21 protein-coding genes are annotated in these 22137 nt (G+C 67.1%); 13 read left to right on the plus strand and 8 right to left on the minus strand.

The window, feature by feature from the left end:
* Nucleotides 1-42: 42 nt before the first annotated feature.
* Nucleotides 43-477 carry a hypothetical protein gene (locus ACLMAL_RS10805; RefSeq protein WP_411998917.1) on the plus strand — a complete coding sequence of 145 codons (435 nt, stop codon included), beginning with the start codon at nt 43-45 and terminating at the stop codon, nt 475-477.
* 75 nt (nt 478-552) lie between these two features.
* Here ACLMAL_RS10805 and ACLMAL_RS10810 read toward each other — a convergent pair whose 3' ends face one another.
* Nucleotides 553-1161, minus strand: a complete 609-nt coding sequence (locus ACLMAL_RS10810; RefSeq protein WP_411998918.1) for a hypothetical protein — start codon at nt 1159-1161, stop codon at nt 553-555.
* A gap of 463 nt (nt 1162-1624) precedes the next feature.
* Between ACLMAL_RS10810 and ACLMAL_RS10815 the strand changes: the two genes are divergently transcribed.
* The 8 genes from ACLMAL_RS10815 (at nt 1625) to mnhG (ending at nt 11471) form a co-directional block, all read left to right on the plus strand.
* Nucleotides 1625-3892 carry an AAA family ATPase gene (locus tag ACLMAL_RS10815; protein ID WP_411998919.1) on the plus strand — a complete coding sequence of 756 codons (2268 nt, stop codon included), beginning with the start codon at nt 1625-1627 and terminating at the stop codon, nt 3890-3892.
* A gap of 127 nt (nt 3893-4019) precedes the next feature.
* Nucleotides 4020-5309: a hypothetical protein gene (locus ACLMAL_RS10820; RefSeq protein WP_411998920.1), complete on the plus strand. Its 1290-nt coding sequence runs from the start codon at nt 4020-4022 to the stop codon at nt 5307-5309.
* 111 nt (nt 5310-5420) lie between these two features.
* A complete protein-coding gene (locus ACLMAL_RS10825) occupies nt 5421-8306 on the plus strand; it encodes a Na+/H+ antiporter subunit A (protein WP_411998921.1) in 2886 nt (961 codons plus the stop codon).
* The gene (locus ACLMAL_RS10830; RefSeq protein ID WP_411998922.1) at nt 8303-8686 is read left to right on the plus strand and encodes a Na(+)/H(+) antiporter subunit C; all 384 of its coding nucleotides are present in this window, start codon (nt 8303-8305) and stop codon (nt 8684-8686) included. The genes ACLMAL_RS10825 and ACLMAL_RS10830 overlap by 4 nt, the downstream gene beginning before the upstream one ends.
* Nucleotides 8683-10299, plus strand: a complete 1617-nt coding sequence (locus tag ACLMAL_RS10835; RefSeq protein ID WP_411998923.1) for a Na+/H+ antiporter subunit D — start codon at nt 8683-8685, stop codon at nt 10297-10299. Before ACLMAL_RS10830 ends, ACLMAL_RS10835 begins: the two co-directional genes overlap by 4 nt.
* 17 nt (nt 10300-10316) lie before the next feature.
* Complete coding sequence (locus ACLMAL_RS10840) at nt 10317-10856, plus strand: Na+/H+ antiporter subunit E (RefSeq protein ID WP_328412470.1); 540 nt, start codon at nt 10317-10319, stop codon at nt 10854-10856.
* A complete protein-coding gene (locus ACLMAL_RS10845) occupies nt 10853-11113 on the plus strand; it encodes a monovalent cation/H+ antiporter complex subunit F (protein WP_328406829.1) in 261 nt (86 codons plus the stop codon). Before ACLMAL_RS10840 ends, ACLMAL_RS10845 begins: the two co-directional genes overlap by 4 nt.
* A gap of 19 nt (nt 11114-11132) precedes the next feature.
* Nucleotides 11133-11471, plus strand: coding sequence for a monovalent cation/H(+) antiporter subunit G (mnhG, locus tag ACLMAL_RS10850; RefSeq protein ID WP_411998924.1), 339 nt, complete (start codon nt 11133-11135; stop codon nt 11469-11471).
* A gap of 45 nt (nt 11472-11516) precedes the next feature.
* On the opposite strand, the gene ACLMAL_RS10855 is transcribed toward mnhG, so the two are convergent.
* The 5 genes from ACLMAL_RS10855 to ACLMAL_RS10875 form a co-directional block, all read right to left on the minus strand.
* On the minus strand, nt 11517-12803 hold the full coding sequence (locus ACLMAL_RS10855; RefSeq protein ID WP_411998997.1) for a DUF5933 domain-containing protein: 1287 nt from the start codon (nt 12801-12803) through the stop codon (nt 11517-11519).
* A 152-nt stretch (nt 12804-12955) separates the two neighbouring features.
* Nucleotides 12956-14101, minus strand: coding sequence for a glutamate--cysteine ligase (locus ACLMAL_RS10860; RefSeq protein WP_411998925.1), 1146 nt, complete (start codon nt 14099-14101; stop codon nt 12956-12958).
* 11 nt (nt 14102-14112) lie between these two features.
* Nucleotides 14113-14796 carry a superoxide dismutase[Cu-Zn] gene (gene sodC / locus ACLMAL_RS10865; RefSeq protein WP_411998926.1) on the minus strand — a complete coding sequence of 228 codons (684 nt, stop codon included), beginning with the start codon at nt 14794-14796 and terminating at the stop codon, nt 14113-14115.
* A 129-nt stretch (nt 14797-14925) separates the two neighbouring features.
* Entirely contained in the window at nt 14926-15507 is a 582-nt protein-coding gene (locus ACLMAL_RS10870; protein ID WP_411998927.1) for a LytR C-terminal domain-containing protein, read from the minus strand.
* A gap of 34 nt (nt 15508-15541) precedes the next feature.
* Complete coding sequence (locus ACLMAL_RS10875) at nt 15542-15898, minus strand: DUF3263 domain-containing protein (protein ID WP_328406834.1); 357 nt, start codon at nt 15896-15898, stop codon at nt 15542-15544.
* A gap of 187 nt (nt 15899-16085) precedes the next feature.
* Between ACLMAL_RS10875 and ACLMAL_RS10880 the strand changes: the two genes are divergently transcribed.
* Genes ACLMAL_RS10880 through ACLMAL_RS10890 form a run of 3 tightly spaced genes read left to right on the plus strand, consistent with a single transcriptional unit; the run spans nt 16086 to nt 18520 of the window.
* Complete coding sequence (locus tag ACLMAL_RS10880; RefSeq protein WP_328406835.1) at nt 16086-16676, plus strand: peptide deformylase; 591 nt, start codon at nt 16086-16088, stop codon at nt 16674-16676.
* Nucleotides 16669-17649, plus strand: a complete 981-nt coding sequence (locus ACLMAL_RS10885) for an N-acetyltransferase family protein (RefSeq protein ID WP_411998928.1) — start codon at nt 16669-16671, stop codon at nt 17647-17649. Before ACLMAL_RS10880 ends, ACLMAL_RS10885 begins: the two co-directional genes overlap by 8 nt.
* A 55-nt stretch (nt 17650-17704) precedes the next feature.
* The gene (locus ACLMAL_RS10890) at nt 17705-18520 is read left to right on the plus strand and encodes an exodeoxyribonuclease III (RefSeq protein ID WP_411998929.1); all 816 of its coding nucleotides are present in this window, start codon (nt 17705-17707) and stop codon (nt 18518-18520) included.
* A 12-nt stretch (nt 18521-18532) separates the two neighbouring features.
* Here ACLMAL_RS10890 and ACLMAL_RS10895 read toward each other — a convergent pair whose 3' ends face one another.
* Both ACLMAL_RS10895 and ACLMAL_RS10900 read right to left on the minus strand, forming a co-directional pair.
* The gene (locus ACLMAL_RS10895) at nt 18533-19114 is read right to left on the minus strand and encodes a Uma2 family endonuclease (protein ID WP_411998930.1); all 582 of its coding nucleotides are present in this window, start codon (nt 19112-19114) and stop codon (nt 18533-18535) included.
* 159 nt (nt 19115-19273) lie between these two features.
* Nucleotides 19274-21196, minus strand: a complete 1923-nt coding sequence (locus tag ACLMAL_RS10900) for an acyl-CoA dehydrogenase (protein WP_411998931.1) — start codon at nt 21194-21196, stop codon at nt 19274-19276.
* 129 nt (nt 21197-21325) lie between these two features.
* Here ACLMAL_RS10900 and ACLMAL_RS10905 point away from each other — a divergent pair, with 129 nt between their 5' ends.
* The gene (locus tag ACLMAL_RS10905; protein ID WP_411998932.1) at nt 21326-21952 is read left to right on the plus strand and encodes a TetR/AcrR family transcriptional regulator; all 627 of its coding nucleotides are present in this window, start codon (nt 21326-21328) and stop codon (nt 21950-21952) included.
* Nucleotides 21953-22137 lie beyond the last annotated feature (185 nt).

Consider the following 22137-nt stretch of genomic DNA (forward strand, 5'->3'; position numbering starts at 1 on the left):
GCCGGAGGCTCCGGCGCCTCTAGTCACCGGGAAATGCACGTGATGAAGCGAACTTCCGCCATCGCCCTCGCCGCAGGGGCGGTGGTCCTACTGCTGGCAGGCTGCGGCGGATCGGATGAATCCGCCGAGGCCAACGGTCTGCGCAAGGGTACGACCGGCACCAGTTCGTCGGTACCACAGCCGACCGGCACCAGCACCGGCACCAACAGCCCACCGACCACCGGTGGCGGCGCTGCGACAACCCCAGCCAAGACGGTCGACCCGTCGCTCGGCCCGGCGTCGCGCACCACCTGTGGTGAATTCAAAGCGCTCGATAGCGTGGCGGAGAAGGCGCTGATCGAGCAGATACTGGCGGAGAACCCGAACAGCTCCTTCGCAGGCAGCCCGAACGTCGCGCTCGGTACCGCGAAGCTGGTCTGCCTCGCGCCGAGCAATGCCGATACCCCGGTCGCCACTGCCGCCGGGATCGTCAGGTAGGACAGTGTCTCGCTGAGACAGCGCGCGTGCGCAGCCTACCGGCTGCGCACGCGCTTTTTTTCATACCGTCACTGCTCAGGGCTGGCCGGTGGCGAGCGCCGTCAGAGCATCGATGAACGGCTGACCGCCCATGGCCGCACCGCCCGCGAGCGCGCCGACGACGATCCCGGTCGGCCCGGTGATGAGGCTGAAGATGCCGAAGCCGAGCAGGCCACCGATGAATCCGCCGAGCATGCCGCCGAGAATCATGCCGACAATGTTCTGGCTCGCTTGCTGCACGAAGTTGTCGAAGGAGCTGATGTCCTTCAGATCGGCGATATCCTTCGGGCTCACTTCCGGTGTAAGTGTGAGGCTTCGGCCGCTGTCGTCGATCTTGTAGGCGACCGGAATCGCGTGCCCGGCGACCTCGAACGTCAGCGGCACCTCGGCGACGACCGCGCCGTTCTCGCCCTGTACCGCCACCGCTGCGCCGTTACCGCTGAGGGCGAATTTGCCCGCGTCGAGCGTGGTGGTCACAACCTTTGCATCACGGGAAAGCGCTGTGTTGTAGCCGATTCCCTGCTCGATGCCCGAAGTGGACACGGCCTGCTCGACGGCCACCGGTTGCGCGGTCGCGGCGCCCGCAGTGATTCCCACCGCCGCGATGGCCAGAAATGCGGTCGCGCTGAACTTTCCGAACTTCATTCTTTGAATCCCCTCCAAAAGACGGCCGTCCGATCGGATCGACCGTCGGGGACGTTACCGCGTCGGCAAGTGACTGGCACACAAGGGATTAGCGCCGATGTCGACGGACTCCCCGGGTTGTTCTCCGCCGAAATAGTTGGTCGCCGGAACATAACTGAAATGGAGTTGTCACACCACGCCGGTGCGTGACGAACCACATAATAGTCATTGCGAACAGTGAAATAGATATGTGCGCGACAGCGTGGATCGCCGCCGTTCATTGATTGCTGCGGCAACGGCTGGAACCGAGTAGGTCGGCACTCGACCACTGGTGCGCGGCCACGATGCCGCCGACGACGAAACCCGGCCGCATCCGGTTCCGTGAAAACACTCACAATTATGTTTGCGAGCTGCAAATAGCAGGACGAGGTGTTCACGACGGTGTTTTTCGGCGAACACGCCCGCACCCGGGCAGAATGGCACAGTGGCAGAACTGGCTCTCACCGCTCGCTTGAACCCGTCCGCCGCCGATGCCCGCCGCGGCGTGGTGCGGCTGCACCCGGAGGCGCTGACCGCGCTCGGGCTGCGTGAGTGGGACGGCATCTCGATGGTCGGGTCGCGGCGAACCGCGGCCGTCGTCGGTGTGGCGCCCGCGGATACACCGACGGGAGTTGCGCTGCTCGACGACGTCACACTGTCGAATGCGGGACTGCGCGAGGACGCGACCGTGGTCGTCGCCCCCGCGACGGTGTACGGCGCAAAACAGGTCTCGGTCAGCGGGTCGGTGCACGCCACCAGGACCATTCCGGCGGCGACCCTGCGACAGGCGCTGCTCGGCAAGGTCGTGACCGTCGGTGACGCGGTCTCGCTGCTGCCGCGAGATCTGGGCCCCGACATCAGTTCTTCGGCTGCCACCCAGGCGCTTTCCCGCACGTTCGGTATCGCGTGGACCACCGAGCTGCTCACGGTGACCGCCATCGATCCCGGGCGCGGCCCGGTGAGTGTGCAGCCGAACACCGCCGTCTTCTGGGGTGCGGGCGTGGTCGCCGCACGCGAGGCCGCCGACCGCGCGGCGGCCGGGGCACCGATCCCGGTGGGCGAGCAATTGCAGGCAGCGGCCGCAGCAGGCGAGCTGGCGGCCATGGCTGCGACGAACGGCGAGGTAACAGGCTGGGTCACCGGGAGCGGTCGCGCCGCGATCCCCGTCGAGGAGCTGGCGGGCGTGCACGGCCAGGCCGCGAAACTCGACGAGTGGCTCAGCCTCGCGCTCGACGAACCGGAGTTGCTCAAAACCCTCGGTGCCACACCGCATCTCGGCGTGCTGATCACCGGCCCCGCCGGTGTCGGCAAGGCCACCCTGGCTCGCTCGGTGACCGCGCCGCGGCGCATCATCGAGCTGGACGGCCCGACCGTCGGGGCCGCCGAGAGCGGCACCCGGTTGCGTGAGGTCGCCGCCGCGGTCGCCGAGACCAGCTCCGGTCGGGGCGGGATCCTGCTCGTCACCGATATCGACGCACTGCTGCCTGCGCAGGCCGAACCGGTCGCCACCCTCATCCTCGACCAGTTGCGAGCGGCGATCGCCGAGCCCTCCGTCGCGTTTCTCGCGACCACCGCGCACCCCGCCGATATCGACCCACGGCTGCGCGCTCCCGACCTGTGCGATCGCGAACTCGCCCTCGCGCTGCCGACGGCCGCGGTGCGCAAGGCACTGCTGGAGCAGTTGCTGCGCAAGGTGCCGACCGACGAACTGAAGCTGGACGACATCGCCTCGCGGACACCCGGATTCGTGGTGTCGGATCTGGCGGCCCTGTGCCGAGAGGCGGCGCTGCGCGCGGCATCCCGTGCGAGCAAACAACATTCGGACCCGGTGCTGGCCCAAGCCGATCTGCTCGGCGCACTGGAGGTGATCCGGCCACTCTCGCGTTCCGGCGTCGACGAACTCGCGATCGGCAGCCTCGGTCTCGACGACGTCGGCGATATGGTCGAGACCAAGCAGGCGCTCACCGAGACCGTGCTCTGGCCGCTGCGCCACCCGGATTCCTTCGCCCGCCTGGGCATCCATCCGCCGCGCGGGCTGCTGCTCTACGGTCCGCCCGGCTGCGGCAAGACTTTCCTGGTTCGCGCGCTGGCGGGCACCGGCCAGCTCAGCGTGCACGCGGTGAAGGGTGCTGAGCTGATGGACAAATGGGTCGGGGCCTCCGAGCGAGCGGTGCGCGAACTGTTCCAGCGCGCACGCGATTCCGCGCCCTCGCTGATCTTCCTCGACGAGGTGGATGCACTCGCGCCACGACGCGGTCAGAGCAGCGACTCCGGCGTCGGCGACCGGGTGGTCGCCGCGCTGCTGACCGAACTCGACGGTGTGGAGCCACTGCGCGATGTGGTGGTGCTCGGCGCGACGAACCGCCCGGAGCTGATCGATCCCGCACTGCTGCGCCCGGGCAGACTGGAGCGCCTGGTGTTCGTGCCGCCGCCGGACGCCGACGCCAGGCTGGAGATTCTGCGCACCGCGGGCCGGTCGGTGCCGCTGGCCGACGACGTCGACCTCGCCGCACTCGCTGCCGACCTGGACGGGTACTCCGCGGCGGATTGCGCGGCCCTGTTGCGTGAGGCCGCGCTGACGGCCATGCGGCGGGATATGGACGCCGCCGACGTCACGGCCGAGGACGTCGCAGCGGCACGGGCGGTGGTGCGGCCCTCGCTCGATCCCGATCAGGTCGAGTCGCTACGTCGCTACGCCGACACCCGCGGTTAGCCGTTCGCAGCCACCGAGGCGAACTCGCCGCAATCCAGGCCTTACTGGCCTTTGCCCAAGTTGCACCTGACCGGGCAATGTTTCAGTAATCACAAGGTCAACCGGCGCGCACAGGTATGTTCGCATCGTGCGAAGGATCGGCAATGCGGTCGACACGATCACGGCTTTCCTGGGGGCCGCGGTCGCCGGCGTGTCGCTACTGCTGCCGATCACCTTCACCTGGACGGGCCAGAGCACGCAGTATCGGCTGACCAGCCTCATCAACAGCGTGCCGCGCGGTGCCGCGATCGGGGTGATCGTCGCCGTAGCTGTCGCCGTGCTGGTGACCACCTTCACCCGTCCGGTGGCGGCGTGGGCGACGGCGCTCGGCGGCGCGCTCGGCATGTTCGTCAATCACTTTGCCGGACGCCACGTTTCCTCGCCCGACATGCTGACCACACAGAACTATCTGGACTCGGTGTGCGCGGGCGTCCTGCTCGGCGCACTCGGCGCGGCAGTGCTGCGCAGGCCGGGTCTGGCGATCGGATTCGCACTGGGTGGCGCAGGCTCCTTCGTCGCCGGCAACCTGGCCGACGTACTGCATATCACCGCGCAGGATCCGCTCGAGGTTCTGGAAACACCGCCACGGTGGCTGATCGCGGCGGCGGTGTTGTTCCTGTTGCTCAGTACCTACCACAACCGGTCGCGGCCGATGGCCGAGCGGTCACCGCGGCTGGCCGTGGAACTTCCGGTGACGCCGATTCTCGCGGCCATGGTGCTGGCCCTTGTCGTCCTCATGGTCAGCGAATGGCTGAACCGCCAGTATCAGGACGCGCCCAACGTCAGCCATGCGGTCGATATCGGACTCGCGGTCACCGCGACGGCGCTCGCCGCAATGGCCGCCGCGATGCTGCTGCCGGGGCGCGATGGCGTCGGCGTGTACCTGGCGGTGAGTCTGGTTCCGGTCTTCACTGCCCTCGGCTACGCCGCACGGCCGGGCTGGGGCGTGCTTGCGCTGCTGGTAATTACCGCCGTCGGGCTGTTCATCGGGACCCGACTGCCGTCGGCGTTCATCGCGATCACGATGATCGCCGGACTCGCCGTTTTCGCCATATACAACGGGAGCAGCGATATCAACGTCGTGGACGCAGCAGGCAGCGCCGGTCTCGCATTGACGACAGGCTACTGCTGTGGCACGGCACGCCCTCGCTACGCGCCGAGCGGCGTGCTGGCGATCGCGGCCCTCTACCTGCCATCGATCATCACAGCGGTCGAACTCCGGCCCGACGGCGCGACCAAAGCATCGACACCGGGGTGCACCGCACTCGCGATCGTGGCCTGTTCGGCCGTCGGAATTGCCGTGCTGTACTTCTTCCGGCCGCGCGGCCGGCCGCGATCGGACGAGCCCGCCGAAGGCGAAACATTAGCGGACATATAGCCGATCCGCTCCGACATGGCCGACGCCATACCGGCTCCAGCCACTGAAAACACGCGCTCCGCGTAGGATTTACCCGCATCACGCCGCCGCCCCGACCCGACGGAGTGCAGTTTGCTCGTAATCCTGCTCGCGCATGCCATGGCCGCGCTCGCGGCACCGCTGTGCGTGCGGATGTTGGGCCGCAATGCGTTCTATGTCCTTGCCCTGGTCCCGTTGGGCGGCCTCGGCTGGGTGATTGCGAATTGGGATAGCACACAGCAGGTTCGGGTCGCGTGGGCGCCGAGCATCGAGATGAACATCGATCTGCGTTTCGATTCGCTCGCCGCCATCATGTCGGCGCTCGTCCTCGGCATCGGCACGCTGATCCTGATCTACTGCGCCAGATATTTCGAGGACGACCAGCCGCGGCTCGGAGTCTTCGCGGCCGAGATGGTCGGCTTTGCCGGGGCCATGTTCGGGCTGGTCACCAGCGACAACATGCTGCTGCTCTTCGTATTCTGGGAAACAACCACGGTGTTGTCGTTTCTGCTCGTCGGGCACAACGCCGAGCAAGCGGTCAGCCGAAGGGCGGCGATCCAGGCGCTGCTGGTGACCGGCGCGGGCGGACTCGCGATGCTCGTCGGCATCACCATCCTCGGTGAGGCCAGCGGCAGTTACCTGCTGTCGGACCTGCTGACGCGGGCGGACCCGCCGGCGGGCACCGCAGTGAATGTCGCCGTGGTGCTGCTGCTCGTCGGGGCGTTGAGCAAGTCTGCGATCGTGCCGCTGCACTTCTGGCTGCCCGGTGCGATGGCCGCGCCGACTCCGGTCAGCGCGTACCTGCACGCCGCCGCCATGGTGAAAGCGGGCGTATACCTGGTGGCTCGGCTGGCGCCGGTGTTCGCGAGCAGCCCGCCGTGGCACCCGGTGATCCTGACCCTCGGGGTGGCGTCGATGCTGCTGGCCGGGTTGCGGTCGATCCAGGTGCACGACCTCAAATTGGTGCTGGCATTCGGCACGGTGAGCCAGCTCGGCTTCCTGATCCTGATGGTCGGCCTCGGTACTCCGGACGCGGCGCTGGCCGGTGTGACGCTGATAGTCGCGCACGCGTTCTTCAAGGGCTGTCTGTTCATGGTGGTCGGCATCATCGACCACGGGGCAGGCACGCGGGATCTACGGCGACTTTCCGGTCTCGGCCGCCGCGCACCCGGGCTGTACGCAGTCGCGATGCCGGCCGCGCTCAGCATGGCCGGGATCCCGCCGCTGCTCGGCTTTGTCGGCAAGGAAAGCGCGCTGGCCGCCATCCTGGACACCGATACGCTCGCCGCGCCCGCCAAGGCCACCGTCGCCGCCGGCGTGGTGCTCGGGTCGATGCTGACGGTCGGCTACAGCATCCGCTTCGTGTGGGGTGCGTTCGCGGACAAGCCGGGGCGCTCGACCGGCACGAACGACAGCGAGTGGCGGGGCAGGCAGGATCAGGGCACGCATGGTGCGGCGGAGGATCACTGGCATGCGCCGGGTGCGTTGTTCCTTACAGCTCCCGCGGTGCTGGCGGTGGCGAGCCTGGCCGCGGGAATCGCCGCACCCTGGCTCGACGAGCTGCTGAGTCCGTACGCGAAAACCCTGCCGGGGACCCTCGATTCGCATCTGGCACTGTGGCACGGATTCAATGACCCACTCGCGCTGACCATCCTGATCATCACCGTAGGCGTCGCACTGTTCTGGCTGCGTACCCGCATCGGCGAATCCCCGCGCCCCAAGCTCGGCAATGCCGACCGGGCCTACGACGCCACCCTTGCGGCGATGGATCGCCTGTCGCTGCGGATGACCGCCGCCGTGCAGCGCGGTTCGCTGCCGTTGAGCCAAGCGACCATTCTCGGCACGCTGATCATCCTGCCGACGGTGTTGCTGGCGAGCGGCACTCGCACGGGAGTCGAACTGCGCCTGTGGGATTCACCATTGCAACTGGCCATCGGGGCGATCATGGCCGCGATGGCGCTGGCCGCAACGCTGCTGCGCAACCGGTTGGCCAGCGTCCTGGTCGTCGGCGTCACCGGCTACGGGTGTGGCGTGATCTTCGCGCTGCACGGCGCTCCGGATCTCGCGCTCACCCAATTTCTCGTCGAGACGCTCACATTGGTGATCTTCGTGCTGGTGTTGCGCGCGTTCCCCGCCGAGATCGAGCACAGCCGCACGGCCGCCTTCAAGATGCGCAGGGCGGTGCTCGCCACCGGGGTCGGCGCCACAGTCGTAACGCTCGCGGCCTTCGCCAGCGCGGCCCGCAGCACCGAACCGATCTGGCACCTGATCCCCGACGCCGCCTACACATTCGGCGGCGGCAAGAATGCGGTCAACGTCCTACTCGTGGACATCCGCGCGTGGGACACCCTCGGCGAGATCTCGGTACTCGTCGTCGCTGCGACCGGGGTGGCCTCACTGGTGTTCCGCAGCAGGCGTTTCGGCACCGCACCGCGCGCCGCCGACGCACCGAACTACGACCCGGACCTGGTGAGCTGGTTGCCAGCGGGCCGACTCGTCGCGCGGCGGGACCGATCCATGGTCCTGCAGATCACCACTCGCCTGGTCTTCCCGACCATCATGGTGCTGTCGGTGTACTTCTTCTTCTCCGGCCACAATGCGCCCGGCGGCGGTTTCGCAGGCGGGCTCACCGCCGGACTTGCGCTGACCCTGCGCTATCTCGCGGGCGGCCGGTACGAACTCGGTGAGGCACTCCCTGTCGACGCGGGCCACGTGCTCGGCGCCGGGCTGGCACTGGCCGCCGGGACGGCGGCAGGCTCGCTGCTGCTCGGCGCGCCGCCGCTGTCCTCGGCGATCCTGGAAGTCACGCTGCCGGTGCTCGGGCATATCAAGCTGGTCACCGCCTTGTTCTTCGATCTCGGCGTCTATCTGATCGTGGTCGGCCTTGTCCTCGATGTGCTGCGCAGCCTCGGCGCGCGCCTGGACAACGAGTTGGCATCCGACAAAACCGGCTCGGCGAAGGGCGGTGTGTGGTCATGACGGCAAACCTGACGCTGCTGGTCCTCATCGGGGTGCTCGTCGCGTGCGGGGTGTACCTGATCCTCGAACGTGCCGTGTCGAAGATGCTGCTCGGAATGATCCTGTTCGGCAACGCGGTGAATCTGCTGATCCTCACTGTCGGCGGACCCGGCGGCAGGCCACCGATTCGCGGCGACGCCGATAACGCGCACGAACAGACGGCCGACCCCTTGTCCCAGGCGATGGTGCTCACCGCGATCGTGATCACCATGGGCCTCGCGGCATTCGTCCTCGCGCTCGCCTACCGGTCCTACAGCCTCACCACCACAGAGGATGTCCAGAACGACCGGGAAGACGTCGACATCGCCGCACGGCGCGAGCGAGAGGACCCAGAGGATTGAGCCCGTCGCCGGATCTATTGCCCGTGCTGGCGCCGCTGCCAGTGCTGGTCCCGTTGCTCGGTGCCGCGGCGACCCTGGTGTTCGGCCGTAAGCCACGCATCCAGCGGTCGATCATGGTGCTGGCGCTGGCGTCGGTCGTCGTGATCTGCGGACTGCTGCTGTATCTGGCCGACCGGGACGGCACCACCGCGGTCCAGGTCGGCGGCTGGGAAACACCGATCGGCATCACGCTGGTGGTGGACCGGCTCTCCGCGGCGATGCTGCTGGTCTCGTCCATCGTGCTGCTCGTCGTCTCCCTCTACGGTGCGGGCCAGAACATCCGCGACGGCGACGAACGGCAGCCGACCTCGATCTACCGGCCCACCTATCTTGTGCTGACCGCGGGTGTTTCGGCGGCATTCCTCGCCGGTGACCTGTTCAATCTGTTCGTCGGCTTCGAGATCCTGCTGGCCGCCTCGTTCGTGCTGCTGACCGTCGGCGCGACCGCGGACCGGATCCGCGCGGGCGTCGCGTATGTGATGGTCTCGATGCTGTCGTCGCTGATCTTCCTGACCGGCATCGGGCTGGCCTATGCGGCCACCGGAACGCTGAACCTGGCACAGCTGGCCGTCCGGATGAGCGAGGTGCCCCATGGCACGCGCACCGCCATCTATGCGGTGCTGCTGGTGGCGTTCGGTATCAAGGCGGCGGTCTTCCCGCTGTCGAACTGGCTGCCCGATTCCTACCCCACCGCACCCGCACCGGTGACCGCGGTGTTCGCCGGGCTGCTGACGAAGGTCGGTGTGTACGCGATCATTCGGACGCACACGCTGCTGTTTCCCGACGGTGGTTTCGATTCGGTGCTGCTGGTCTGTGGTCTGCTCACCATGCTGGTCGGCATTTTCGGCGCGATCGCACAGAACGATATTCGCCGCCTGCTGTCGTTCACGCTGGTCAGCCATATCGGCTACATGGTGTTCGGCGTCGGGCTCGCCACCACGGCCGGGCTGACGGGCGCGGTTTTCTACGTGGCGCACCACATCTTGGTGCAGACCACACTGTTCCTGGTGGTCGGTCTGATCGAGCGTCAGGCCGGTTCGGTGACGCTGCGCAGGCTCGGCGGCCTGGCCGAGGCAAGTCCACTGCTTGCCGTGCTGTTCCTGGTCCCGGCGCTCAATCTCGCCGGGATTCCCCCGTTCTCGGGGTTCATCGGCAAGGTCACGCTGCTGCAGGCGGGTGCGGCAGACGGCAGTGTGCTGGCCTGGGTGCTGGTGGCGGGGTCGGTGATCACCAGCCTGCTGACGCTGTATGTCGTCGCGCGGGTGTGGAGCAAGGCCTTCTGGCGGCCGCGGTCGGAGGCTCCGGAGGGCCATCTCACGGCCGCCAAACCACCTACGCTGATCGAGGATTCGAGCGACGTGCTCTACGACAAACGCACCGACCCCGGCCGCATGCCGGCGCTGATGGTGCTGTCGACGACCGCGCTTGTCGCGGTGGGCCTCAGCCTCACCGTGCTGGCTGGGCCCATCCTCGGCATCGCCGAGCGCGCCGCAACGGATCTGCGCGATCCCGCCGTGTATACCCGTGCGGTGCTCGGCAATTCGCAGATGGCGCCGCCGGGAGCAGTCCGATGAGCCTCGGTAGCGCGGCGATCAACCGGGAGCGGGCGGTCCGCGTCGGCATTCTGGTCTGGCTGACCGCCGTCTACATGGCCCTGTGGGGTGATCTGAGCGTCGCCAATCTGCTGGCCGGGCTTGCCGTCGCCGCGCTGATCATGGTGACACTGCCGCTGCCCCGGGTGCCGGTCGCCGGACGACTGCACCCGCTGTCGCTGGCCGAACTCATCGTGGTGAGCGTGTACTACGCCCTCGAATCCAGCCTCCAGGTCGCCTGGTTCGCGATCCGGCCCGCACCGCCACCGGTCTCCGGTGTGCTGCGACTGCGTATGGAGATCAAATCCGATCTGGTGCTCGCATTGTGCGCGGACCTGCTCAATCTGATTCCGGGAACCATGGTGCTCGAGATCGAGAAGGAACGCCGCGTCGTCTTTGTACACGTGCTCGACGTGGGCAGCGACGCGGCCGTCGACAAGTTCTATCGGACCACCCGGCGGCTGGAACGACTGCTGATCGCCTCGTTCGAGCGCCCCGCCGAATGGCATCTCACCGAACCACCGGAGGTCAGCAGATGACCGTCGTCGCCATTGTCGCCGCCGTGCTTTTGACGGCAGCGGCCGTGATCACCAGCTACCGTGTCCTCGCCGGACCGAGCACCTTGGACCGAGTCGTCGGCATCGACTCGCTGATGGCGATCGCCGCCTCGGGGCTCGCGGTCTGGGCGGCCTACAGCAACGACACCACCGTGCTCCCCGCGATCGTCGCGCTGGCGCTCGTCGGGTTCCTCGGCTCGGCAGCCGTCGCCCGATTCCGGGTCAGGGACGACCAATGACGCGCGACGAGGACGACCGATGACACTGTGGCACTGGATTTCCGCCGTCCTGATCCTGTCCGGGTCCGTGCTCGCACTGACCGCGGCAATCGCGATCGTGCGCTTCCCCGACACCATGACGCGCATGCACGCCGCCACCAAACCGCAGGTGATCGGGCTGATCCTGGTGCTGGAGGGCGCGGCGATCCCACTGCGCGGCAGCGGCAATGTCTGGCTGCTCGTCCTCGTCGGCTTATTCACCCTGCTCACCGCACCGGTCATCGCACACTTGATCGGCCGCACCGCCTATCGCGAACAGCGCCACCGCGATGGCTTGTTCCGAGTCAACGAGCTCGGCGACGACATCGACGCGCCCTGACTCCGGCAAGCGCTTACAGTGCTGCGCCCCGGCCTCGCCGAGAGATCACGCGATGGACGGCGCGGTGAGCGCCTGATCCTTCGCCGCGACTCCGGGGCGCCGGGCGAACCAGGTGGCGTGGAAGGCAGCGGCCATTGCCGCGAGCAGCGCAAGCACGACTGTGCCTGCCAATACCGGGTATTCGGCCATCGAGACCGCGAGGTAACGGTAGGAGATCAGCAGCGTCGTCAGGATTGCCGCGCCGAAGGCGACCACCCGGACGCGGAACAGACCCCAGCCGCGTTCGGGTTCACGCAGCACCGACTCCACCGTCAGACAGAGCACCGCACCCGCGACCAGGTCGACGCCGTAGTGGTAGCCGAAGCCGAGTGTCGCGGTCAGGGTGGCGAGCAGCCAGAACGTGCCGCCCCAGCGCAGCCAGAGCGGGGCACGGTCGCCGTTGGTGTCGCGGCGGGTGTGCAGGAACACCGACAGCGCCCACGCCGTGTGCATGGACGGCATGCAGTTGCGCGGGGTCGCGGCATCGAACGGCAATGGCGCTGGACTGTGGTCGATCGGCGGCAGCACCCCCGGCCAGAAATTGCCGACCTGCAGCCCGTGACCGTCCGGCCCGAACGCGAACATCGGGCCGACCACCGGGAAGATCACATAGATGACCGGCCCGAGCAGGCCGAGCACCAAGAACGTCCGCACCAGATAGTGGCTCGGCCACTGACCGGTGGGGACCACCCCGCGCAGCTGCCACACCGCGACGACGATCGCCGCGACCGGCAATTCGATGTACACCCAGTGCAGCACCGCGTAGACCCCGGGACCGAGCGTGTCGAGCACCCGACCCATCACCCACGACGGGTCGCCAAGGGCATGGTCGGCGAGCATGACGTACTCGTCGAGCACCGTCGGCCGGGTGATCACCGTGACGTGCAGCCAGACATCGCCGACCTTGGTCGCCAGCATGAGCAACGCGCCCAACGCCGCGGCATGCAGCGCATTGCGCCGTTCGACGCCGCGCCAACGCAGCCACGCGAGCACGGCGAGCCCGGTGAGCACGATCACCGGCCCGTTGCCGACGGTCACCGGATCGCCCGCGAGCAGGCGCCCGCCCGCACCGACCAGATCGATGGCGACGGCCGCGCCGAGCGCGATGATCCGACGCCGCATCGATACACCGACGAGGGCGAGCACCAGCCCGGCCCACGGCACCGACATCGACTTGGGCGTGCCGACATAGTCGTGCCACACGCTTTCCAGCGGACCCTCGAAGCCCTGCTCCACGGCCACGATCTGCAGGGCGATCAGCAGGATCGGCACGGCGGCGACAGCAACCGCCATCCACACCCGGGTATGCGGCACGCGCACCCGCGCATCCGCACTTCCCACTCTGGAACCCGGATCTTCGACAAGCACGTCGACCATAGTAAACGGGGGATGAACGCCACCCCACTGGCCGACTGAACGTCAGTCGACCGAAACGATGGGCAGACCTACTGGTCCAGCTCTTTGACCAGCGAGTCGACCACCGCGATCAGATCACCCTGGGCAGCCGCGGCGACTTTGCGTTGCCGCTGATACGACGCGCCACGCTCTGGAATCTCGGCGACGAATCGCAGCTCGTCGGCACACCCGAGCCGTTTGGCCGTCGGCTCCAACCGGTTGAGCACATCCATCAGATCATCGGTGACCAACCGCTCGTTGCTGGCGGCATCCACGATGACGATCGCGTCGAGGCCGTAGCGGGCGGCCCGCCATTTGTTCTCCTGCACATGCCACGGCGGCAGCGTCGGTAGCTGTTCGCCGTTCTCGACCCGCTGATCGAGATCCACGATCAAGCAGTGAATAAACGACGCCAACGCCGATAGCTCCGCACGCGTGGAGATGCCGTCGCAGATGCGCACCTCGATCGTGCCCCACTTGGGTGCGGGCCTGATGTCCCAGTGCATGCCGCCGAGCTGCTCGAACACCCCGGTCTTCATCTGGTCGTGCACGAAATGCTCGAACTCTGTCCAGTTTTCGAACTGGAACGGCAACCCGGCGGTGGGCAGTTGCTGGAACATCAGCGTCCGATTGCTCGCATATCCAGTGTCCGAACCGGCCCACATCGGCGAGGACGCGGACAGCGCGAGCAGATGCGGATACGACAGCAGCATCGAGTTCAGAATCGGAAAGACCTTGTCGCGGTGGGAGACCCCGACGTGCACGTGCACGCCCCAGATCATCATCTGGCGGCCCCACCACTGGGTGCGCTCGATCAGCTCGTCGTAGTGCACCGAACGGGTGAGCTGCTGCGCCGACCACTGGGCGAACGGATGGGTGCCCGCGCAGAACAGGTCGACGCCCAACCGGTCGGCGGCACGCCGCAAGGTTTCCATGGTGCCGCTCAGATCGTCGACGGCCTCACCGACGGTGTTGTGCACCCCGGTGACCAACTCGACGGTGTTGCGTAGCAACTCCTTGGTGACCTGTGGGGTGCCGTCGTGCGCACGCAGGTCACCCACCGAATCGAACACTGCCGCAGCCGTATTCGACAGGTCTCGAGTGACCTTGTCGACCAGCGCGATCTCCCACTCGATGCCGATCGTCGGCCGGGGCGAACCTTGGAAGAGAACCCGCTCGATTCCTGCCCCGGCCATATCAAACCTTGCTACTGGATGACACCGCAGGCGACGCGGCCACCCGCGTCGCCGGTTGCCAGACTGGTGTCGTCCGGGCCGGCAACGCCGTCGGCCCGAACATAACGGTTGGGGATGTTGCCGAAGTTGTCGGCGTCGGCGTGGATCATCAGGGCCTTGCCCTTGATCTCTTCCAGGGTCACCGCATCGGTGGTCGTGACCAGCTTCGCCATGCCGTCTTCGCGGACCTCGAGCGAGGTCAGGTCGCCGCTGGCCGGGTGCGCGTTGGCGCTGCCGACCTGCAGGTGGCCGCCCGCCGAGAGGAAGGCGCCCGCCGGGCCGCCGGTGGGCGCGACCGAGTTGGCCTCGCACTTGCCGACCTGGTGGATGTGCAGCCCGTGGAATCCGGGCTTCAGGCCGTGGCCCTCGACCGTGACCTGCAGGTGTTTGCCGTCCTTGACGAAGTTCGCGGTGCCGACGGAGGCGCCCGCGGGGTCCTTCAGCTCGACCTTCACGCCACCGTTGGCGTCGGCGCTGCCGTGCTCGGTACCGGATTCGCCGGCCGGAGCGGACGCGCCGGTCCACACCGGGGGCGTCGTTCCCTTGACATCACTCGACTCCTGACTGTTGGAACAGCCAGCGAGGCCGAAGACCGCGACCGCAAGCACCGGGGTCACAGTCCGCCAGGACGGGCGACGAGTTGTGTACGGGGCCATCGGAGAACTCCTTTACGAGTACCGAGTTTACGAGTAAAGCTGGGTGGACACGTTCGTTACCGGACAAGATGATGCCACGCCCGTCGTGTCGCGGGAGTGACCGGGCCGTGTCGCGGCGGGCCACGGACCTCAGTTACCGGTGACGACGACGGTCACACCCGAACCCGAATCACCGGCTCCGGTACTGCGCGGTACGGCGGTGGCGCCGAGTTCCGCGGCGATCGCCACGGCCGCTTCCCGCTCGCCGGGCGTATTTCCGTAGAACACAGTTGTTTTCGCGACATTCTCACCGGGATAGTTACCGACTTCGACGACGTTCCAGCCACTGGCGCTGAGTTCGCTCGCGGTGCGCGAGGCCAATCCGGCGATCAGGCCGTTGTTCAGAACCCGCACCGGCACCGCGCGACTCAGGGCGGGCGTCGTGGTCGGTGGCGTCGTCGTGGTCGGTGGCGTCGTCGTGGTCGGTGGCTTAGTCGTGGTCGGCGTCGCGGTGGTGGTGGCCGCCTCCGATGTCGACGTCGCGGCCGAGGTGCGCACAGTCGCCTGAACCTGCGACGCGGGCGATACGGCCTCCGACTCGCCTGCGCTGTCGGTATCGGAACTCGACAGCGACATCGCACCGAGGCCTGCAAAAACAATGGCCAGCGCGATCAACACCATCGCCAGCGCGCGCAACGGCGGTCCCCCGGAGGTGGGATTCGGGTAGCTCACCTGCTCGACCCTAGTCTCAATTCACAGCAACAGGTCATACCTGGAAACCGAGCCGCCGTGCGGCCCTAGCCTTCTGCCTGCTCGCCCGCAGCCTGCGCAGGCGCTTCACCAGCATCGGGTCGGCGGCGAGCGCCTCCTGACGGTCCACGACCGCGTTCAAGACCTGGTAGTACCTGGTCGGCGACATGCCGAACAGTTCGCGGATGGCCTCTTCCTTGGCGCCCGCGTACTTCCACCACTTACGTTCGAAGTCCAGAATGTCGCGCTCACGACGGCTCAAACCGTCGGTGTCACTGTCATCGGTCTGTGTCGAGACCTCAACCGTGACATCGTCGCTCGCAGAAGGGCTGCCCTGGATCGCGGAAAGATTCCGTGCCGCTGCGCCGTCCATCTCGCTCCCTCGCCGAGTAACCACCAGACGAAAAATGATGCTTGTACGTCGCGGATCATTCAACCACGGGCCGATGGGAATGCCGCATCCTCGTCGCGGCGTGTTCGCTACCCCTGGGTAACGCGTGTTACCGGGGTGTTCCCACCCTCAGGGCGCACCGCCCGGCCGCCCCCGCAATAATTGCCCTATGTCAATCCTCCCCATCGTCATCGTCGGCGACCCCGTTCTGCACCACCCGACCGAACGGGTCACCCAGACACCGGAGGAGCTCGCGGAGCTGATCGCGGATATGTACGAGACCCTGGACGCCGCCAACGGCGTCGGCCTGGCCGCCAACCAGGTGGGCGTGCCGTTGCGGCTGTTCATCTACGACTGCCCGGACATCGGCGCCGACGGCAAGGCGACACGGCGCAAGGGCGCGGTGATCAACCCGGTGCTGGAGACCTCACAGATCCCCGAGGTCATGCCCGACCCCGATGACGACGAAGAGGGCTGCCTGTCGGTGCCCGGCGAGCAGTTCCCCACCGGTCGGGCCGAGTGGGCTCGGGTCACCGGCATCGATGAGCACGGTGAACCCGTCGACATCGAGGGCAAGGGCTTCTTCGCGCGCATGTTGCAGCACGAGGTCGGTCATCTCGACGGGTTCCTCTACGTCGATGTGCTGATCGGACGCAACGCCCGCGCGGCGAAGAAGGCGATCAAGCGAAACGGCTGGGGCGCGCCCGGGTTGAGCTGGATTCCCGGCACCGTGCCCGATCCGTTCGGCCACGATGACTGACCCTGCGCTGCCCGATATTCCGCTGGGCAGGCGCGTGGTGCTTCGCTACCAACTGCCTGCCGGTTATCCACAATCGCTGACCGATGTGATCGGCGAGCTCGTCTCGCTGAATCCGCCGACGGTGCGCGCCGTGGACGGACAGGTGGTCGCGGTGGCGCCGGACCGCGTCGTCGCACTGAAAGCGTTGGGACCGAGACCTATTCGCACCAAAGAGATCCGGGCGCTGGAGGCCGCCGCGGCCAACGGGTGGCCGGGGATCGAGCATGCCTGGATCGACGGTTGGCTGGTGCGTGCCGGGCGCGGTTACACCGGTCGTGCCAATTCGGCGGTGCCGCTGGGTAATTCCGCGGGACCAGCGGAGCTGGGCACGGAAACACTGCACCGCATCGGCGAGTGGTTCACCGCGCACGGGCTGCCGTTGCTCCTGCAACTACCCGATCGCCTCGCTCCCGTGCCGCCGGGTTGGCGTACCTGGAGCGAGACCGTGGTGCTCGGCATCGATATCGACACTGTCGTACTGCCGCAGGGACCTTCGATGGTCCGAGTGGCGCCCGCACCCGACCCGGCCTGGGTGGACCTGCACCGGTTCAAGGGCGAAGACCCTGCGGCACGGAGTGTTTCGCGGCCGGTACCGGAGCTCGACGTACTGACCGCGGTGCAGGACGGCGAGGTCGGGTTCGCGTCGCTCGGCCTGCCGCAACCGATCGCGATCGGCCGCGGCGCGCTCACCACCGCGCCGGACGGGAGATGCTGGGTGGGGCTGACCTGTGTCGCGGTCGCCGCGGCGCATCGCAGGCACGGGCTCGGTTCGCTGGTGTGCGCCGAGCTGATCCGCTGGGGACACACTCGTGGCGCCACCCATGCCTACATTCAGGTCGAAGCCGACAATGCCCCGGCCATGGCGATGTACCACGATATGGGCTTCGTCGAGCACCACGCGTACCGATACGCCGCGCCGGAGGCCACTCGCTGAACCGAGCGGCCTGCGGTAGAACGGTCCTACAACCCACTGTGTAAGGAAGGCATCCGTGCGTCTCGCGACCTGGAACGTCAATTCGATCCGCTCCCGTCTCGATCGGGTCGCGGACTTTCTCGACCGCCAGGACATCGACGTGCTCGCGATGCAGGAAACCAAGTGCCGCGACGACCAGTTCCCGTTCGAGCGTTTCGACGAACTCGGCTACGAGGTGGCCCACCTCGGCGTGAACCAGTGGAACGGTGTCGCGATCGCCTCCCGGGTCGGCCTGGAGAACGTGGAACTCGCCTTTCCCGAGCAGCCCGGCTTCGACAAGGACGCGGGCGAATCGCTGATCAGCACCCCGGTGGTGGAATCACGTGCGCTCGGCGCCACCTGCGGCGGCGTGCGCGTCTGGAGTCTGTACGTCCCCAACGGCCGCACCCTGACCGACCCGCACTACACCTACAAGCTGGAATGGCTTGCCGCCCTGCGTGACAACGGCGCGAAGTGGCTCGCCGACGACCCCCGGGCCCAGATCGCCCTGGTCGGCGACTGGAATATCGCCCCCACCGACGACGACGTCTGGTCGGTCGAATACTTCGCCGACAAGACCCACATCTCCCAGCCCGAACGCGACGCCTTCACCGCCATCGTCGACACCGGCTTCGCCGACGTCATGCGCCCCTTCGCTCCCGGCCCCGGCGTCTACACCTACTGGGACTACACCCAGCTGCGCTTCCCCCGCAAAGAGGGCATGCGCATCGATTTCATCCTCGCCTCCCCCACCCTCGCCGCCCGCACCAAGGACGCCGTGGTCGACCGCGAGGAACGAAAAGGCAAGGGCGCCAGCGACCACGCCCCCGTCATCGCGGAGTTCACCGACTGAGGGTGGGTGTGCTCAGCGCACCCAGTCTTTCAACGGTTCGGTGTCCAGCTCCACATTCACGGGGTGGGGCAACTCCACGGTGGCTCCGAACGGCACCGTCAAGCTCCGCTCGTACCGGTCTACGCGAGGCTCGCTATAGATGGTCACCTCACACGAATCCCGGTCGATCAGCAGATATACGGGTATACCGGTTTCGGCGTAGGCCCGCGGCTTTTCCTGCCTATCACGGCGCTCGGTGCCTTGATCGTCGGACGTGACCTCGACAACAAGGAGAACTGGCTCAGGGTCGGCCCATTCCCCTTGACCGACGAAGGCGTCGGCGGCGGCCAGTGCGCCGTCCGGCCGCGCACGACCCGTTCGGTAGCGGTCGATTCGCAGGCCTTGCTGCGGGGTCAGGAACAACTCGGGACGGAACATCATGAACGTTCGGATCAGCCACTGCATGATCCGACCGTGATCCCCATCCGGCATTGCCTTGGCCGCCAGTTGTGCATTGACGAACTCGAGTCGTACACCCTCCGCAATACGGTCGGCCGCCCGCGCGAGTTCTTCGAACTCCTCGGTCGTCATGAGCGACTCATGCACGGCGGTCACGTCCTCAACAATACGGGGCCACAATTGATCGACCCGATCAAAGCGCAGCACAACGCTAGGATATCGCCGTCGAACCGGCGAGTCTGCCGCCGAACCTCATCCCGCGCGCGTCCTCAGCAGACCGAAGCGTGCTCGGCTCCGGACCGGGTAGCGCGGCCGTTACGGGTTCATCTCATAGACCCCCGCGTGTGCCCGAGCCTGCGCAAGCACCCGGTCGAACCGGACCCGATCGGCAACCGGGCGACGGACCAGATCCAACGCGCGCGTCTGCTGGGCTGTAGTCGCGGCGGGCTTGGTGTGCAAAGTCAGTGCGTTCTTGGAGAATTCGCGCACGAAACCGTCGAAGATCTGGTCCAGCACGTCTGCACCGGTGCCCTCGATCTCGGCCTGCTCCAGGATCAGCTGCGCGTAGGGCACCGCGGTGAACAGTTCGCCGAGCGCGAAGAGGAAGTCGACGTCGCGCTGCTGTGCGGCGGTCGGCGCGGCGGCGGCCAGTAGGGTCTGGAAGGCGCGGGCCTGCTCGAGGAATACCGCGACATTCGGTATGTGCGTGAACTTTTCGAAGACCGGACGCCAGTCACGGAACCGGATGCGGCCGAGACCGCTGCTCGGACCCTGCCGGAACAGGAACTCGTCGTCGGCCGCGTCGCGCCGCGTCGGCACCGTCGGGTAACTCGCGCCGGTGAGCTCCGCGCGCAGCTTCGGCACCGCCGCCCCCGCGTGCGGCGCGAGCCGCCTGCTCGACCAGCTCAACGCCGTGGAGACCGCGCGCACCGTGCCCTTGGGCGCCACCCCCGCACCGGGCAGGAAGCGCAGCGCGGCAAGTCCGGCATCGGCGGGATGGAACATGTAGTTGGCCATGAACTTCAGCGCCAACGCCATGTTCACGTGCACCGTGCCCTCGAGGCGCGGCAGCCCGAAGAGGCCGAGCATCGCCATCGGGAAGTACATGTCGTTCTCGAAACCGCGGGCGGCGATCACATCCGCGAGGTCCTCGACGATCCGCTGGCCCTGGCGGGTGACGGTCATCTTCTCGATCGCATTGAACAGCAGGTAGCGGCGGTCGTCCGGCGAAGCGCAGCGCAGGTAATCGATGGCCCGCTCGCTGTAGAGCTTCATGCCGATCAGTCGCGCGTACGAGTCGGTCAGCAACGACTGCACCTGCGGGAACTCGGTTACCCGGTGGCCGAACAGTATTCGGTTCTCGGCATGCGTAATCGCCTCGTAGTAGGCGTGTTCGCACGCGCCGACCGCGCCGAAGCCGAGGTTGAACTTGCCGACGTTCACGGTGTTCATCGCGGCATGGAAGGCGTCCTCGCCGCGGTGCAGGATGTCCGCCTCGGCGACCGGATATTTCTCCAGATCGAAGGCGGCGACATACATCTGACTGTCGACGACATTGCGGCGCAGCTTGTAGTTCTGGTGCTTGCTGTCGGCGAGGAAGAACAGATACCCCTCGTAATCTTCCTGCGTCGGCTTGCTTTCCAGCGCCTTGGAGCTGTCGATGATCGGCTTGTCGGCGCGGCGGCCGAACACCGACACCATGGCCGCCAGGTTGCCGTTGCCGATGTAGTGCTTGCTGCCGGTGGCGGTGTACCCGCCGCCGCGCTCGGGCTCGAGCACCATATCGGTGGAGTAGACGTCGGCGCCGTGATCCTTCTCGGAGAGGCCGAAGGCGAAGATCTCACCGGAATCCAGCAGTGCGGCGGCCTTCTGCTTGACGGCTTTGTTGTCGCTCTGCCAGATCGGGCCGAGCCCGAGGATGGTGACCTGCCAGACGTACCAGTAGGACATGCCGTAGAAGCCGAGGATCTTGCTCAGCATCGCAATCCGTCCGGTGTCCCAGCGCTTGTTCGGATCACCGTTCGCCTCGGCGGCGGGCGTGAGGAAGGTGGCGAACACTCGCTCGCGCTTCACGAAATCGAGGAAGTCGGAGTACCAGATTCGATCCCGATCATCGCTCTTGAGCATCGCCTTGCCGCGGGATTCGAACCAATCGACCGTGGCGCGCAACAGCCTGCGGGTCTCCGCGTCGAACTCGGCGAACTCGCTGGCCTTCGGGTTGAACAGAGTTGTGGTCATCGATGACTCCTCGGCGTGGTCGGCGACTTCATTCGCGACTGTAGCATTATTGTTCGTCAACGTAGGAAGCTGATTTTACGCGTAAGACCAGGGCGAACCGTGGCAATCGCACTGATATCGTTGGTCTTCATGGGTAGCGAGTCGGCCGTGCAGCCACGGCAGCGGGCACAGCATTTGGGCCCCGAGCGCCGCCGCCCCCAGGTGCTGGACACCGCGCTGGCGATTGCCGTGGAGAACGGCATCGCAGCGGTCACCATGGCCGCCATCGCCGAGCGCATGAATGTGACAAGGCCCGTGGTCTACGCGTGCTTCGCCGATCGTGTCGAACTGATCGAGGCCCTCATCCAGCGTGAGGAGAGCTATCTCGTCGGCGGGCTGCTCGAGGTGCTGCCCGCGCGCGATGTCGACGCGGGCGAGACCGTGTTCGTCGAGGGCTTCCGCGCGCTGCTGGAGCAGGCGGCCGATCGTCCCGATGCGTGGCGGCTGCTGTACGGCAATCCCGATCCCGCGGTTGCGGATTCGTTCGGGCGTGGCCGCAAGCTCGCGGTCGAGCGCTGCTCCACCCTGCTGCGCCCCACCCTGCGCGCATGGGGCACCGAGGACGCCGACCGGAAGCTGCCTGCCCTGGTGGAGCTGTGGGTGTCGGCCGGCGAGGGTGCGGTCCGCACCTTGCTCGCGGGCGAGGGCGACTGGGATCCGCAGAGCCTCGGCGCCTTCGTCGGCGCCGCGGTGTATCGCGCGCTGCGCCACGCCTGACCTCTCTCGCCGCCGGATCCCGGCAGAACACCCCGTACCCCGCACTGCGCAGCTCAACAATTGTGCAGCAGGTACGCCGCATCGCTAGGCGAAATGCTCGGCAACGCGGTGATGTCCCGACAGAATGCGCACCGATCGGGCCGATTTTGCCACCATTCGGCAACACCGCTCACTACCATGGGTAG

The sequence above is a fragment of the Nocardia sp. CWNU-33 genome, from assembly GCF_046764895.1.
Taxonomy (GTDB): Bacteria; Actinomycetota; Actinomycetes; order Mycobacteriales; family Mycobacteriaceae; genus Nocardia.